We start from the raw sequence: 13,553 nt of genomic DNA, 5'->3' as shown, positions 1-13,553 counted from the left end.
GCCGTTGTGGCCATTTTGTTTTCGGCAGACAGAGCGCGTTTATGGCATGGTCAAACCGTTACGGCTAGCCGTAACATATTCCAATGGCGGCTTGTCGTTTGCGGTGTTGTGTCTGCGGCACGCGGTTTTATGGCCGTTCCGACGCCCGTTACTGCTGTGGAGGATGCCGGCAGAGGGCCTATCGGGCGCGCATCGCGCTTCAGAACGCGGCCGAGCCCGGTTACGACCAACGTGTCGACGCCACCCAGCTCGCCCGGCAGCTCCGCAGGAGGTCCCGGCTGGCCCGTAAGCAGGCTATCTTGATCCGGCAGAGCCGACACGCGGTTCAACGCCGGAGTGCGGCGACCGCCCGTGAGGGCGCCGGCTGGTACGTCGCGTCGGGTACTCCGGGCCGCGCACCGTTGGATCGACAGGTTCGCGAAGACCGGCGCCTCGACGACGATCTGCCGGAAATGAAGGTCTAACGACCCTACAGGAATACCTGCCATGGACCATAGGTTCAGCAGTGTCTGGGGAATCGATTGGCGAGAGATCGAGCCAGCTGAGTTGGCGAATGCGAAAGTATAAGCGCTGCAACCCAATACAATGAGCAAACCCGGGAGACGTTGGTCCAAAGATCGGAATGATTGTGACGTTTTTCAAGGTGGTTGCGATCGACTTCGACGGCACTCTCACATCGGGCGGCAACATAGCGGCGCACACCATAGAGGCAATCGAGCAGGCCAGGCGCGATGGCCTTGCAATTGTGCTCGTCTCCGGGCGCATCGGAGCCGAATTGCAGGCTGAATTCCCACAGATTGCCCACCACGTGGACGCGATGGTGCTCGAAAACGGCGCGGTGATTGTCATCAACGGCCAGCCACGCGCACTGGCACCTCCGACGGACGGCGGCCTTCGGCAGGCGCTCGCTGACCGCGGAGTCCCGTACCGATGCGGTGAGGTGCTGGTTGCCGCCGACGGCGAGCACGCCGCGACCATCATCGAGGTGATCGGCGAGCTTGGATTGGACTACCAGATCGCTCACAACCGCGGCGCTCTCATGGTGTTGCCGGCAGGTACCACCAAAGGGACCGGACTGGCGACAATCCTGGGAGAGATGAAGCTGTCCCCACACAACACCGTGGCGGTCGGCGACGCCGAGAATGACTTGTCGTTATTCAGTATCGCCGAGATCGGCGCGGCTGTGGCCGATGCCGTCGCATCAGTTCGGCGAAGTGCCGACCTAGTTCTGGACAAACCGGACGGGGCCGGCGTCGTCGAGCTGTTGACCGGCCCACGTCTCGCTGGGGTACAACGTTGGTGTCCGCCCCGCCGCTGGATCGACATCGGCACATTCGACGACGTAACCCCGACCCGGGTACCCGGAAGCCAGGGCCGGATCTTGGTCACCGGACCTGCCGCGACAGGGAAGAGCTATGTCGTCGGATTGATGGCAGAGCAGTGGATCCTCGCCAACTACTGCGTCCTTGTCCTCGACCCCGAAGGCGACCACGTGCAGTTGCAGCAGCTCAACCGCGTGCAGGTGTTCGATGGCGGCCACCACCTCCCTGAGCCGGCCGAACTGCTCGCCATGTTGCAGCCGCATTCCAGCATGGTGGTAGACATGTCAGCACTCAGCGAGCCAACCAAGGTCGACTACATGTATCGATTGCGGTCTGCAGCCGAGGCGCACCGACAGCAGTATGGATACCCACATTGGGTGATCTACGACGAGGCCCACCTCCTCGGCGCCAGCGAGCATGCCCACTGGGCATTGCGAGGCGGCTACGTATTGTCGTCGTTTGCGCCGGCGTCGCTGCCCGCCGACGAAATCGATGCCAGCGACGTGGTGCTAACCCTCACCACTGCCGACACGACGTCCGATATCGCGTCTCCGCGGCGGGCCAGCATCCGTATTGGCTCCGAGCCGGTGCGTGAGTTCACCATCGCACATCGTCAGACCGCCCACGTGCGGCACTGGCACAAGTATGTCGATATCGGCCTGCCCCATGACCGGCGCTTCTACTTCCACACCACCCCAGGTCAAACCATTGCGCCAGCGGCGACAATGCGTGATTTCGGCACTGCAGTAAGACATCTCGACCAACGAACGCTCGAATACCACCTCGAACGCGGCGACTTTTCCCGCTGGCTCGCAGGCACTATCGCCGACAAAGACCTCGCCACGCAGGTGGTCGCCTGGGAGGACGAGCTGCTGGCGAATCGCGCCGCCGATCTGGAGCGCATCCGTCACCACCTCGCCCGCGACGCCATTGCCGAAGGTATTCTTGCCGCAGTCAAGCGCCTCTACTTGTTGCCCAAGCGGTGGAGGAGCGGTATCTACCCGCACCAGAACCCGACTGAACCAAGACGAACCGTGCGACGTCGAGTTCGTTGTCGCGCAACCACTTTGTTGTGCTATGGCGCTTCGTGTTTGCCACGCTCCTCAGCTGATCCAGGCGCGGCATCCGATGGTGCGCCGGACATGGAATGGGCCGGATCCGGGGAGCCGGGTTCAGCGGCCGGCGTTGCGGCAGCGGCCGTAGTTGGCACCGCCGCGATGCGGTGGATGCCCTTGCGGTCGTAGATCCAGGTCAGCACGGCGCCGAACACCGCACCGATCACCAGCCCGATCCCCGTCAGGGTCAGGGAGCGGCCCAGGCCGGCGTCGAGGCGGCCGTCGAAGTACAGCAGCGCCCGGGTGCCGATGAACACCTGGCGCATCGGCTCGAAATTGGCCAGCCAACTGAAGATCTTCGGCTCCGCCTCGAGCGGAATCGTGGCGCCGGTGGACGGCAGGCCCAGGAAGTTGAAGATGAACAGGGCGGTCAGAATGCCGAGCGTGCCCAATGCCGTGATGAGACTTGTGGAGGCGACCCCCACGGTCAACATGATGAAGACACCGAAGAGCCACAGCGCCCATGGGTGGGGCACCGGCATCCCGAAGGCCTTCGCCATCCAGAGGTAGACCGCTGAGGAGAACAGCGCCACCACCCCCACCAACATCCACTTGAGCAGCAGCGTGCGGAACCACGACACCCGGACCCGATCGGCCAACTTGTACATCGGTCCGAATTCCGCCGGCGAATAGCCGAGCATCGCCTCGACCAGCATGCTCACCACCAGGGCGCCGGTGACGCCGCCGATCAGCAACATCAGGGTGTAGAAGTAACTGGACAGTCCAAGCCCAGTGCCGTCAGGCAATTCGTTGCGCTGCTCGATCCGAACGTCGAGCGGATTGGCGAGCACCCATGCGGCAGCGGCGCTCAGCTGCTCGCCACCGGACGCAGCCGCCGCATCCGTGAGCTTCTTGCCGGCCTTGGTGTTGTAGTCAACCATCGCCTTTTTCAGGACGTTTTCGGCGATGCCCGCTCCCATCGCGCTGGCCCGCGGGTTGGTTTCGATCGTGATGACCGGCTTGGTCACCTCGCCCGGCTTAGACACGGTTTGCAACAACCCCAGCAGTTTGTCGGAGAAGTCCGGCGGTATCACCAGCGCGCCGTAAAGCTTGCCGGTGTCGAACTGGCGGTTCGCCTCCTCAGGGGTCAGCAACCGGATATCGAACTTATGCCCTTCCTCGAGTTTGGTCTTGAGTGCGTCGGTGATCTTTGCGCCGGCCTTGGCGCTTCCCGTGTCCTCGTTGACGATCGCGATCGGGAAGTTGTGGAAGTTTTTCTTCGGGTTCAGGCTGCTGCCGAAGAACAGCCACGACAGTCCCGCCAATACGGCGAGCGTGACGACGATCGGGGCCAACCAGAACCGTACGGTGCGCAACGGGTGTGGCAGCGGATACGGAGTGGTTTGACGTAACAGTTGCTGGTCGGACATGAGGGCTCCTTCCTCGACTAAGCCGAGCCTGCATTGGGGCTAGATATCGGAAGCGAAATCACGCACAGCAGCCTCCGGAACTCAGGTGGCCAACCGGGAATGCCGCCGGCTTTGCTTCGCGCGGGTCTGTTTGCGGGCCAGGGCGCGGGCCAGCAGCCGGGCGACGCCGAGTTCGATGCCGCGGGCGAGTTCGTCGATGTCGGGCGTGGCGTCGTAGTCGGCGGTGATGCCGAATACCAGTGTGTCGACATAGGTGAGCATGCCGATGACCGTGCGCAGGTGCATCGCGATCGGCGGCACCGGCAGCAGCTCTTCCACCGGGCGGCCCAGGACCTGTAGCCGCTGGCGGGGGCCCGGCACATTGGTCGCCAGCGTGACGACGCTGCGCTGCGGCACCCGCGCCAGTAGCCGAACCGTCCACGCGCTCAACACGAACGGCACCAAGTTGGCCAGCGCGACAAAGGCGCTCGCCGCCTGGCGCTCGCCGCTGCTTTTCAGCCGGTCCAACCGGGTGTGCACCGACCGTAACCGCTTTACCGGGTCGTCCTGCTCCACCGGCAACGACGGGAGCATCGCCGACACGCGAATATCGGTGCGGTCCATGGCATCCGGCGAGCGCACCGATACCGGGATCAGCGTGCGCAGCGAGTTGCGCCGGGGCTTCTCACCGCGATGCAGCAGGACCGCCCGATAGCTATCGGTGATGGCGGCCAGTGCCACGTCGTTGAGTGTCACCCCGAAGACCTCGCACACCGTTTCGACCTCTTTGAGCGACACCCGCGCCGCGCTGTAACGGCGCATGTTGGTCACCGAGCCGCGCAGCGACGAGTTTGCGGCGGGAGCGAGTAAGCCGGCAACGAATTCGGCTGCGCCTTTGGCGGTGTGCGCGGCTGCGCCGGTGGTGGCCATCGATGCGCGCCACAGTCCGCCGGCCCAGCTCAGCGGATTGAGGCTGAGCCCGGCCGGGTTGCCGATCGACGCCGGCGGTTCTTTGGCGGCGCGGATGTCGGTGGCGAACGTATCGGCCGGACCCGTATCGGCGATGTTGGCCAACATCCGCATCGCGGCAATCCCGTCGGCAATGCAATGGTGGATCTTTATCAGCGCCGCCCACCGCCGTTCCGGCAGGCCTTCGATGATCCAGCACTCCCACAAGGGGTGGTCGCGATCGAGCCGGCGCTCCATGAGATCGGCGATGGTCCGGAACAAGGCGGCATCATCGCCGGGCCGCGGCAATGCCGCCCACCGCACATGGTGGGTGATGTCGAAGTTGGTGTCGTCAACCCATTCCGGCGCCGCGAGTTCCAGCGGGTGCTTGTGCACCAACTGCGTTAACCGGGGGATGGTTCGCATCCGCTCCGAGAGCGTCTCGACGAGTTTGTCTCGCCCCGGGCTGGGTCCGTCGATGACAGCCAGCGCGCCGATGGCCAAGCTCACGTGCCTGTCGGCGTCCTCTGCCTCCAGGAAACTGGCCTCCATGGTCGTCAGCTGTTCCACCGCCAGCCACCTCCGATCCCCATCGATCGGCATCACTATCCGCGGTAGGGCACCGGGGGCAATAGTGCCGTTAGTCCCCAAGGACTAGTGCCGGACTTCCCAACCTGGTCGGATGATCGCCAGTCGCTCCGGCGAAACGGTGGGCTCAGTGAATCGGGACCGGCGACTCGTCCGCCATGTCGGACAACTCACGAGGCACGATGCCCACGTACCTCATGATGCGATCCAGAACGATGTTGGACAGATCGCCGTCATCGGCAACCCGGCCGAGGCCGCGCCGTCGCAGGAAGGTGTCCAGGCGCCGATCGGGCGACCAGCCGGCGTAGATCGTGTCGACGTAGCGTGAGCGCAGGAATTCCCAGGCGAGACCATCGACGTCGGAATCGGTCAATAACGGAGGGTCGCCACGCATAGCCGTCCTAATCCTTGCTGAGCCACAACCGCAGCCAAGTTACGTGGACCAGGTCATCATTTCGTCACACTCATGTTGCGGAATAGGGTCTAAAGTCACCTGTCCGGTATGTCGAGTTGTGCGGCGAGGACCATAGACCCTGGTGAACGGCCCGTGGTGGGACGCAGACTGGCGCTATGGCCAAGACGACGAAACGGATTGTTGGGGCTGGGGTCTCGCTGGCAGTGCTGTACGCCGTGCGGCGGTATTACCGCAACTGGGGTACCACCAAGCAGGAAGCCCGCATGCTGCTTCCCGGCGACACCTTGGTCAGCGACCCGGCTACCCAGACGACCGAAGCGCTCAACATCGACGCCCCGGCAGCTGCCGTGTGGCCGTGGTTGCTGCAGATGGGCCAGGACCGCGGTGGCTTCTACGGTGGTGAAGGACTGAAAAACCTGGCCGGGCTTCGCTACAACGACGCCGATCGGGTCCACCCGGAATGGCAACAGCTCGCGGTGGGCGATGTGGTGCGGCTGGCTCCCGAAGGCTGGATGGGCCTACCCGACGGGGTCACGCTGAGTGTCGCCGAAATCGTGCCCGAAAAGTATCTCGTGCTCAATGCGACGCGACCGGACCTGCGCTGGAATGCGGTGTGGTCGTTCCATCTTCAGCCGCACTGGGAGGATCGCGTCCGGCTCCTCACCCGCGCCCGGATTGCGCTGCGCCGCCCCGGCGAGGTGTTTGCCCTGGAACTGGCCAGGCCGTTGATTTCGCTGGGCACCCGAGGACTGCTGCTCGGTATCAAGCACCGGGTTGAGCGGCTGCCGCTGCCGCAACCCACCGCGCCTGGTTGCTGAGATCGGCTGCGGGCACCCGGTGTGACATCGCCAAAGCGCTGTTACGGGCCCGGGCACAGGATGCCCGGACCCGTAACGCTTGGCTAATTGGTGGCTACCTGGATGTGCTTTTCAGGCTTGGCGGGCTCTGAAACCCCCACGGAGACAGTCAAGATGCCCTTGTCGTAAGTGGCCTTGATGTCGTCCTCGTCGGCACCCTCCGGTAGTGAGACCGTGCGGACGAACGAGCCGTAGGAGAACTCCGACCGACCCTCGAATTCCTTTTTCTCGGTGCGTTCGGCTTTGATGGTGAGTTGCCCGTTGCGGACGGTGATATCCACATCCTTGGCCGGGTCGATGCCCGGCATCTCGGCGCGCACTACGTAGCGACCTTCGGCCATCTCGTCTTCCAGGCGCATCAGTCGGGTATCGAACATCGGCCGAAGCCCGGCGAACGAGGGGAACGCCGTAAACAGATCCGAGAACTCGGGGAACAACGAATGCTGTTCTCGCTTCACAGGAAGAGTGGTCATTATCTTCTCCTTAGTGCCCCTTAGTGCCATCGTCCCGATACGGTGACGCAGTCCATCCGACCATGCGAGCTGATGGCCCGGTAGGGCCCGAAGTCCCCACTCGACGCGTCGACGAGCAACGAGCTTCTCGCGGCGCCGCACGGGACATTGATCCGCGACCAGAAGGCCAAACGACCCTAGTGCCCGCCGCGGCGTCGCCTTACGTTCGGTGGCAGGTGAATCGAACTGGAGGAGGATGCGATGACCACCGCGCGCGACATCATGAACGCTGGCGTGACATGTATTGGTGAGCATGAGACGTTAAGTGCTGCTGCCCAACACATGCGTGAGCACGACATTGGCGCGCTGCCAATCTGCGGAGACGACGACCGGCTCCACGGAATGCTCACCGATCGCGACATCGTGATCAAGGGCATTGCGGCGGGGCTGGATCCGAACACCACTACCGCTGGGCAGCTGGTGCACGATCACATTTACTACGTCGACGTGAACGCAAGCATCTCAGAGATGCTCAACGTCATGGAAGAGCATCAGGTCCGCCGTCTTCCGGTCGTAGAAGAGCACCGCCTGGTGGGCATCGTCACCGAAGCGGACATCGCCCGCCACCTGCCCGAGCACTCCATCGCGCAGTTCGTCAAGGCGATCTGCGCGCCGATGGCCATCACCAGCTAGCGACGTCGGCGGCCCGGGCCTGGTCCGCCAGTTTCGGAGGTTATCGACGTGCACGACGAGATCCCGCTGGGACGCATCGCCGGGTTTTCGGTGAAGGTCCACTGGAGCGTGCTGGTCATCCTGTGGTTGTTCACCTGGAGCCTGGCCACCACATTGCCCGGTACGGTCAAAGGTTATGCGCCCGTGGCCTATTGGCTCGCCGGTGCGGGTGGGGCAGTGGTCCTGCTGGCGTCGCTGCTGGCCCATGAACTCGCGCACGCCATCGTCGCTCGCCGCTGCGGGGTACCCGTCGAGAACGTGACCCTGTGGCTGTTCGGCGGAGTGACCACGCTGGGCGGTGAAGCCAAGACGCCCAAGGCCGCGTTCCGGATCGCGTTCGCCGGCCCGGCCACCAGCCTGGTGCTGTCCGCCAGCTTCGGTACGCTGGCCGTCGCGCTCGCCGTCATACGGACCCCACCGATCGCGATCAGCGTCGTGCTGTGGCTGGCGGGGGTCAATCTGCTGCTGGGCCTGTTCAACCTACTGCCGGGCGCGCCGTTGGACGGCGGCCGGCTGGTGCGAGCCTATCTCTGGCGCCGTCACGGTGACATCGTGCGCGCCGGAATCGGGGCGGCGCGGGCCGGACGCGTGGTCGCGCTCGTCTTGATCGCGTTGGGACTGGCCGAGTTTGTGGCCGGCGGCCTGGTCGGCGGCGTCTGGCTGGCCTTCATCGGCTGGTTCATCTTCGCCGCCGCTCGGGAGGAGGAAACCCGGATTTCGACCCGGCAGCTCTTCGCCGGCGTCACGGTCGCAGACGCGATGACCCCCCAGCCGCATACCGCCCCCGGATGGATCACCGTCGAGGAATTCATCCAGCGTTATGTGCTCGGGGACCGCCACTCGGCCTACCCGGTTGCCGAACAGGACGGATCGATCATGGGTTTGGTCACGCTGAGGCAGCTGCGCGAGCTGCCACCCGCCCGACGCGGCACCACCAGCGTGCGCGACATCGCCGTACCACTGCAAGAGGTGCCGACCGCGGCACCCCGGGCGCTGCTGAGCGCGCTGCTCGAGCAGATGGCGCCGGCCGGCCCCCGTAGCCGTGCCCTCGTCGTCGACGGCGGCGCGGTGGTCGGCATCGTCACGGCCAGCGACATCGCGCGGCTTGTCGACGTCTACCGGCTCGCCCACCCCCAGCAGGCACCGGCCACCCCCCTGTGAGACCAGCTGCCCCGAGAGGAGACGGACATGAAACCGGTCGTCGTCGGTGTCGACGGATCGCCTGCGGCGATCACGGCCGCATTGTGGGGTATCGACGAGGCCGTCAGCAGAGCCGTGCCGCTACGCCTGATCTCGGTCATCAAGACCACGCATCCCTCCCCGGAAGACTACGAACGTGACCTGCGGCATGCCGAAACCTCGCTGCGGGCAGCACAAGCCGCGGTGGCGGCCACCGGGAAACCGGTCAAGGTCGAGACCGACACCCCGCGCGGGCCGGCCGGCGCGGTTCTCGTCGAAGCCTCCCACGATGCCGAACTGGTCTGTGTCGGATCCACCGGGATGCGGCGCTACGCTCGCTCGATCCTGGGTTCGACGGCAACCGAGCTCGCCGAAAAAGCGCACTGTCCGGTCGCGGTCATCCGCTCGGACGCGGACCAGCCGCCGTCGGATATCAACTGGATCGTGGTGCGCATGACCGACGCACCCGACAACGACGTGGTCGTCGAGCATGCGGCCCGGGAAGCGATGCTGCGGCAAGCACCCATACTCGCGCTGGGCGGGCGGCCGGAGGAGCTCACCGAAACACCGGATGGGGACTTCGAACGCCGGGTGCAGGCTTGGCGCCAGCGCCATCCAGACGTGCGGGTCTACCCGATCACCACCAAAACGGGCATCGCTCGCTTCGTCGCCGAGCACCATGAGCGGGTACTGCTCGCCGTGATCGGAGCGGCCGAGGCCGGTCAGCTGGCGCGGCTGGTTGGACCGTCGGGGCATCCCGTTTTCCGGCACTCCGAATGCTCGGTGCTCGTGGTCCGCGACTGAGCACCTCGTACTTGGACCGCCCGCATCAGAACGGTGGGGGTTCGTGCTCGGGTGGGGCGGGTCCGGTGTTTGCGGTGGTTTGGGCGCGCTGGTTGAGGCGGGTGGTGCGGTTGTGGTGGCGTTCGGTGGCGATGCGCTGGGCGCGCTGCTGGGTGCGGGTGCGGCGTCGTTTGGGCATCATGGCGGTTTTGTCGGTGCAGTAGTCATGGGGTGGGTCGGTTTCGGGGGTGGGCATGCCGCCGACGGCGTGGCACAGGCTGGGAAATAGCAGGGCGCTGCCGGGGGTGGTGACGTGGGTGGTGCCTGAGGGCGAGTGCAGGATCAAGGTGCCATCGGCGAGTTGTTGTTCGTGCCAGCCCCAAAACGTTTTCACCAAATGATGGGTGCGGCAATAACATTTGAGGTTGGCCGCGTGGGTGGGGCCGCCGGCGGCGTAGGGGATCGTGTGGTCGATGTCGCAGCGGGTCGCGGGGACATCGCAGCCGGGCCAGCGGCATGTCAAATCCCGGCACCGCACGAAATCGGCCAACGCGGTCGAGGGCGTGTAGCCCGGCTCGGGTGGGGCATCGCCGGGGTGGGGCAGCGGGATCAGGGTGGCGGTGGTGGCCAATTCGGTGATCAGTTCGGCGGTGAGCAGCCCGTCGGCGCCCACGGTGGAGGCCGCGGTGGTGGCGCGGCCCTCGAGGCTGGCGTGCTCGGCGATCACGTGGATGAGTACCGGGGCAGCCGGTGGGCGCTGGCTGGCGGCGCAGTCGCGGCGCTGGCAGCCACAGCGCAGCCGATCGGCTCCGGCGGCCAGCGCGCCCAACGCGTCGGCGCGGCGCTGGGCGCGGCTGCGCGGATCGTGGGCACACACCGTGGCCGCCAGCGCGTCTAGGCGCTGATCTAATGCCAGGGCATCAGGGGTTAGCAGGCTGCCGCGGATCAGCGCGATACCGCCGAGGACCTCGTCGATGCAGATCTCGCGACCGGTCTGGTGTTCTTTACGCCGGCGCAGCCCATCCACATCGGCGCGTGCCACCACCCGATCCACCTGGGCACCTAGCCGGCCCCGGCTCATCGACGGCCAGCGCGCCACCTTGACGGCCAACTCGGTGTCCACCCCGGCCAACACCTGCAGATCCTCGATCAAATCGGTGCGATACACGATCGTCTGAAACGCCCGATAGTCGATCTGGCCGGCCTCAAACAGCGCACCCACCTTCGGCAGCCGCTCCCGCATCGCGCGGGCATAGCGCAGCCGGCTGGCCGCCAGCCCCTGGCTGATCCGCAACGCCGCGGCCACCTCGGCGGCCACCGCCTCCATCGTGTCGATCGCCCAGTCCTCGGTCTCCCCGTAACGTGCGAGCCGACAGGCAAACAACTCACCGATGGCCACCAACTGCGCAGCCGCGGCCTGATTCTCCGCGCGGGTGGCTGCACAGATTCGCTCCACCAACCCCGCCGACGACTCACCCCGATCGCACATACGTTCGATCATGCCACACCCCACCGACACGTCGTGTCCAGCTAGCCGTGATCGGAGCGGCCGACGCCGTCAGCTGGCCCGGCTGGTTGGGCCGTCGGGTCATCCGGGTTTACCGGCACGCCGAATGCCCGGTGCTCGTGGTCCGCGACTGAGCGCTTCGCCTCTCCTAACACTTGGGTCCGGTGGGGCCGCAGCGCGATACAGGGGAGCAGCTATTAGAGCCTGTTCGTAAACGGGTGTGACTGTAGTGGCAGATGATAGCGATGTGATAACGATTGCGTGTCATGTGAGGGCGTGAGGCGGGGCTCGCGGTAGCGAACGAGGCCAAACAACACGAAATGACCAAAACGGATCCACCTTTACGGGGGTCCTCAACACAGATAAGGGGGAAGGGGAAACGGGCTCACCGAGCACCCCGCCCCCGACTACCAATGACCTACGTGATCGGAAAGCCATGCATCGACGTGATGGACCGCGCCTGCGTGGAGGAGTGCCCCGTCGATTGCATCTACGAGGGCGGCCGGGCGCTCTACATCCACCCGGACGAATGTGTGGACTGCGGCGCGTGTGAGCCCGTATGCCCGGTAGAGGCCATTTACTACGAGGACGACTTGCCGGCCGAGCTGGAACCCTACCGGGCCGACAATGCGGCGTTCTTCACCGAAACCCTGCCGGGTCGGGACGAACCGCTTGTTCGGCTCGCCGGGCGGGGCTGCCAAGATTGGGCCTCTAGGGGTTGATACTCCCCTGGTGGCCGCCGAGCCCAGAGCCGACGATTCCGGAGGTGAGTGATATCGCCAGATCAGCCCAGAAGCCGACGGGACACCGTCGCGCGGTGCTGCGGGTATTGCGGGCATCACGCGTCCCGCTGAGCATCGTTGCGATTGCCGACGCGCTGGAAGTACATCCCAACACCGTCCGATTCCACCTCGACGTCCTGGCCGCCGACGGCCAGGTGCAGCGCGTTGAGTCCGGCCCGCGCGGTCCGGGACGGCCGCCGCAGATGTTTTCCGCGGTCCGGCAGATGGATCGCGGCGGCACCCGGCACTATCGGCTCCTCGCCGAGATCCTCTCCAACGGGCTTGCCGCCGAGCCTGATTCACGTGCCAAGGCGCTCGCGGCCGGACGCGCCTGGGGGCGACGACTGGAAGCGCCGCCAACCGGCGGCACCGCCGAGAAGTCGATCGACCACCTGGTAGGAATGCTCGACGAGCTGGGGTTCGCTCCCGAGCGCCGGGTATCCGACGGGCAGCAACAGCTGGGCCTGCGCCACTGCCCGTTTCTGGAACTTGCCGAAAGACGATCCGGTGTCGTCTGTCCGATCCACCTCGGGCTCATGCAAGGAGCTCTGGAATCATGGGCGGCGCCAGTCGGCGTCGAGCGGCTCGACGCGTTCGCCGAACCGGACCTGTGTCTGGCCCACCTCTCGCTGAAAGGAGCCGCCAGGTGAGCACCGGCCGGGCGATCGAGGTTGCCATCACCTTCGTGTGGCTCGGCATGGTGCTGGCCATCTCGTTTCTGGAAGCCCCGCTTAAGTTCCGGGCGCCCAATGTCACGCTGCAGATCGGGCTCGGCATCGGCCGCCTGGTCTTTCGCGCACTCAACACCGTCGAGGTCGGATTCGCGCTCGTCCTGCTGGCACTGGTGGTGGCCGGCCCGACGCCGGTGCGCATCGGTGTGGCGCTCGGAGTAGCGGTGGCCGCGCTGGCGCTGCAGCTGATCGCGGTCCGTCCCCGCCTGACCCGCCGTTCCGACCGGGTGCTAGCCGGGCAGGAGGGGCCTCGCTCCCGGGCCCACTACGTGTACGTCGGTTGTGAGGTGGTCAAGGTGGTCGCCCTGGTGGTGGCGGGGATACTGCTACTGAACGGCTGAAAGGACTCATTGATGGAATCCATTTCGCTGAACGAGCTGGCCGCCGAAAAGCTGGCCGAGGCGAAACAGTCCCACAGTGGACGGGCTGCGCACACCATCCACGGCGGGCACACCCACGAACTGCGGCAGACCGTGCTGGCCCTGCTTGCCGACCATGACCTGTCTGAACACGACAGCCCGGGTGAGGCGACGTTACAGGTGCTGCAGGGACACGTGCGCCTCACCACCGCCGACGACGCCTGGGACGGCAAGACCGGCGACTACGTCGCGATTCCGCGCACCCGGCACGGCCTGCACGCGATCGAGGATTCGGTGGTCATGCTGACCGTGCTGAAAGACCAGCCCGGCGCGCACTAGGAGGGTGGTGTTTTACGGCCATTGCGGGGACGCTGGTTGACCGGTTGGGCTGTTGGGCAGGGCCTGTGTCGTCGTGAGTGCTTCCTAGCTCAGGT

At 65.6% G+C, this 13,553-nt stretch carries 12 protein-coding genes and 3 pseudogenes; 10 read left to right on the top strand and 5 right to left on the bottom strand.

Annotated elements, in window-relative coordinates; genetic code table 11:
- Nucleotides 1-622: 622 nt before the first annotated feature.
- Together CDN38_RS30280 and CDN38_RS32820 are read left to right on the top strand one after the other, a co-directional pair.
- A pseudogene (locus CDN38_RS30280) lies at nt 623-1,255 on the top strand (HAD family hydrolase); the annotation flags it as partial.
- A 987-nt stretch (nt 1,256-2,242) separates the two neighbouring features.
- A pseudogene (locus tag CDN38_RS32820) lies at nt 2,243-2,311 on the top strand (hypothetical protein); the annotation flags it as partial.
- Nucleotides 2,312-2,397: 86 nt separating this feature from the next.
- On the opposite strand, the gene CDN38_RS30275 reads toward CDN38_RS32820, so the two are convergent.
- The 3 genes from CDN38_RS30275 to CDN38_RS03070 all read right to left on the bottom strand — a co-directional run bounded on the left by CDN38_RS30275 (nt 2,398) and on the right by CDN38_RS03070 (nt 5,695).
- Complete coding sequence (locus tag CDN38_RS30275; protein ID WP_075513013.1) at nt 2,398-3,807, bottom strand: YhgE/Pip domain-containing protein; 1,410 nt, start codon at nt 3,805-3,807, stop codon at nt 2,398-2,400.
- Nucleotides 3,808-3,888: 81 nt separating this feature from the next.
- Nucleotides 3,889-5,304: a WS/DGAT/MGAT family O-acyltransferase gene (locus CDN38_RS03075; RefSeq protein ID WP_075513022.1), complete on the bottom strand. Its 1,416-nt coding sequence runs from the start codon at nt 5,302-5,304 to the stop codon at nt 3,889-3,891.
- Between the two features lie 145 nt (nt 5,305-5,449).
- Complete coding sequence (locus CDN38_RS03070; protein WP_233026737.1) at nt 5,450-5,695, bottom strand: hypothetical protein; 246 nt, start codon at nt 5,693-5,695, stop codon at nt 5,450-5,452.
- Between the two features lie 197 nt (nt 5,696-5,892).
- Between CDN38_RS03070 and CDN38_RS03065 the strand changes: the two genes are divergently transcribed.
- Nucleotides 5,893-6,555 carry a hypothetical protein gene (locus tag CDN38_RS03065; protein ID WP_075513015.1) on the top strand — a complete coding sequence of 221 codons (663 nt, stop codon included), beginning with the start codon at nt 5,893-5,895 and terminating at the stop codon, nt 6,553-6,555.
- 83 nt (nt 6,556-6,638) lie between these two features.
- Here the strand turns inward: CDN38_RS03065 and CDN38_RS03060 are convergent, their stop codons facing one another.
- The gene (locus tag CDN38_RS03060) at nt 6,639-7,070 is read right to left on the bottom strand and encodes an Hsp20/alpha crystallin family protein (RefSeq protein WP_099319315.1); all 432 of its coding nucleotides are present in this window, start codon (nt 7,068-7,070) and stop codon (nt 6,639-6,641) included.
- A 237-nt stretch (nt 7,071-7,307) separates the two neighbouring features.
- Between CDN38_RS03060 and CDN38_RS03055 the strand changes: the two genes are divergently transcribed.
- From CDN38_RS03055 to CDN38_RS03045, 3 genes are read left to right on the top strand one after another with little or no spacing between them, the layout of a single operon-like run.
- Nucleotides 7,308-7,739 carry a CBS domain-containing protein gene (locus tag CDN38_RS03055; protein WP_075513017.1) on the top strand — a complete coding sequence of 144 codons (432 nt, stop codon included), beginning with the start codon at nt 7,308-7,310 and terminating at the stop codon, nt 7,737-7,739.
- Nucleotides 7,740-7,787: 48 nt separating this feature from the next.
- Entirely contained in the window at nt 7,788-8,939 is a 1,152-nt protein-coding gene (locus CDN38_RS03050; RefSeq protein ID WP_075513018.1) for a site-2 protease family protein, read from the top strand.
- Between the two features lie 27 nt (nt 8,940-8,966).
- Nucleotides 8,967-9,761, top strand: a complete 795-nt coding sequence (locus tag CDN38_RS03045) for a universal stress protein (RefSeq protein WP_075513019.1) — start codon at nt 8,967-8,969, stop codon at nt 9,759-9,761.
- 25 nt (nt 9,762-9,786) lie between these two features.
- Here the strand turns inward: CDN38_RS03045 and CDN38_RS03040 are convergent, their stop codons facing one another.
- Complete coding sequence (locus CDN38_RS03040; protein WP_233026736.1) at nt 9,787-11,229, bottom strand: HNH endonuclease signature motif containing protein; 1,443 nt, start codon at nt 11,227-11,229, stop codon at nt 9,787-9,789.
- Between the two features lie 431 nt (nt 11,230-11,660).
- Between CDN38_RS03040 and fdxA the strand changes: the two are divergent.
- From fdxA to CDN38_RS03015, 4 genes and pseudogenes are all read left to right on the top strand, one after another.
- Nucleotides 11,661-12,021, top strand: a pseudogene (fdxA, locus tag CDN38_RS03030) (ferredoxin).
- Nucleotides 12,014-12,679 carry a helix-turn-helix transcriptional regulator gene (locus CDN38_RS03025; protein WP_099318770.1) on the top strand — a complete coding sequence of 222 codons (666 nt, stop codon included), beginning with the start codon at nt 12,014-12,016 and terminating at the stop codon, nt 12,677-12,679. Before fdxA ends, CDN38_RS03025 begins: the two are co-directional and overlap by 8 nt.
- On the top strand, nt 12,676-13,101 hold the full coding sequence (locus tag CDN38_RS03020) for a hypothetical protein (protein ID WP_075509240.1): 426 nt from the start codon (nt 12,676-12,678) through the stop codon (nt 13,099-13,101). Before CDN38_RS03025 ends, CDN38_RS03020 begins: the two co-directional genes overlap by 4 nt.
- 12 nt (nt 13,102-13,113) lie before the next feature.
- Nucleotides 13,114-13,458, top strand: coding sequence for a cupin domain-containing protein (locus tag CDN38_RS03015; protein ID WP_075509241.1), 345 nt, complete (start codon nt 13,114-13,116; stop codon nt 13,456-13,458).
- The last annotated feature ends 95 nt before the right edge of the window (nt 13,459-13,553 follow it).

This window comes from Mycobacterium ostraviense (genome assembly GCF_002705925.1).
Classification (GTDB): domain Bacteria; phylum Actinomycetota; class Actinomycetes; order Mycobacteriales; family Mycobacteriaceae; genus Mycobacterium; species Mycobacterium ostraviense.
This window is presented reverse-complemented; position numbering and strand designations above follow the sequence as displayed.